The organism is Micromonospora andamanensis, assembly GCF_016863495.1.
Lineage (GTDB): Bacteria > Actinomycetota > Actinomycetes > Mycobacteriales > Micromonosporaceae > Micromonospora > Micromonospora andamanensis.
Genome location: NZ_BOOZ01000114.1, coordinates 1 through 1,241, shown reverse-complemented (window position 1 = coordinate 1,241; position 1,241 = coordinate 1). Strand labels below are relative to the sequence as shown.

General features: G+C 68.7%; 1 protein-coding gene. It reads left to right on the top strand.

All coding sequences use genetic code 11. From position 1 onward, the window contains the following. Positions 1-90: 90 nt before the first annotated feature. Positions 91-1,215, top strand: coding sequence for an IS630 family transposase (locus Van01_RS32710; RefSeq protein ID WP_204015824.1), 1,125 nt, complete (start codon positions 91-93; stop codon positions 1,213-1,215). Positions 1,216-1,241 lie beyond the last annotated feature (26 nt).

Sequence of the window (1,241 nt, the reverse complement as noted above, 5' to 3'; positions counted from 1 at the left end):
CTAGTGCTGTGACCGGAAACGTTGGCCGGGTTGGGTGACACGCCGGTCGATGGTCGTGGTGGTGGCTGGTGGAGGGTTCAGGCTGTCGGGATGGCAGAACCTGTCCGGGCTCGTCGGCTCAGTGATGACGAGGGCCGGCGACTACAGCAGATCGTGCGGCGTGGGACCGGGTCTCCGATCCGGTTGCGTCGGGCGATGGTGATCATGGCTTCGGCCAGCGGGAACACCGTGCCGGCAATCGCCCGTCTGGTCCAGGGGGACGAGGACGCGGTCCGTGAGGTGATCCACCGGTTCAACGAAATGGGCCTGGCCTGTCTGGACCCTCGGTGGGCGGGTGGCCGTCCCCGCCGAATCAGTGAAGACGACGAAGCGTTCATCGTCGCGACGGCCAGAACCAGACCGCAAGCGCTCGGGCAGCCGTTCACCCGGTGGAGCCTGCGCAAACTCGCGGACTACCTGGCTCACAACCACGGCCCGCGTCGTGTGCTCGTGGGCCGGGAACGGCTGCGGGAGTTCCTGCACCGCCACGACATCACCTTCCAGCGGACGAAGACGTGGAAGGAGACCAACGACCCGAACGCTGAGGCGAAACTCGCCCGGATCGAGGCGGTGACCACGGCGTTCCCGGACCGGGTCTTCGCCTTCGACGAGTTCGGGCCGCTGACGATCCGGCCACACGCTGGCGCGTCCTGGACTCGGGCCGGGCATCCGGATCGGCTCCCCGGTAACTACCACAAGCTGCACGGGGTCCGGCAGTTCCACGCCTGCTACAGCGTCGGCGACGACACCCTCTGGGGTGTCGTGCGCCGGCGAAAGTCCGCGGCGAACACCCTGGCAGCGCTCAAGAGCATCCGGGCCGCCCGCCCTGACGGCGCGCCGGTCTACGTCATCCTGGACAACCTCTCCGCGCATCGCGGCGTCAAGATCCGGCAGTGGGCGGCCCGCAACCGGGTCGAGTTGTGCTTCACCCCGACGTACTCGTCGTGGGCGAACCCGATCGAGGCGCACTTCGGACCGCTGCGGATGTTCGTCGTGGCCGGGTCGAACCATCCCAACCATCCCGCCGCGACCCAAGCCCTGCACAACTACCTGCGCTGGCGCAACGCCAACGCCCGCCACCCCGACGTCCTCGCCGCCCAACGCCGCGAACGAGCCCGGATCCGCTCCGAACGACAACGCCGCTGGGGTCAGACCCCCGCCAAGGCGGCGGCCTGAAACCGGCCAACGTTTCCGGTCACAGC

What these genes read in the sequence shown, in the direction of transcription:
- Van01_RS32710 (WP_204015824.1), top strand. Translation starts at nt 91, where the DNA reads ATGGCAGAACCTGTCCGGGCTCGTCGGCTCAGTGATGACGAGGGCCGG.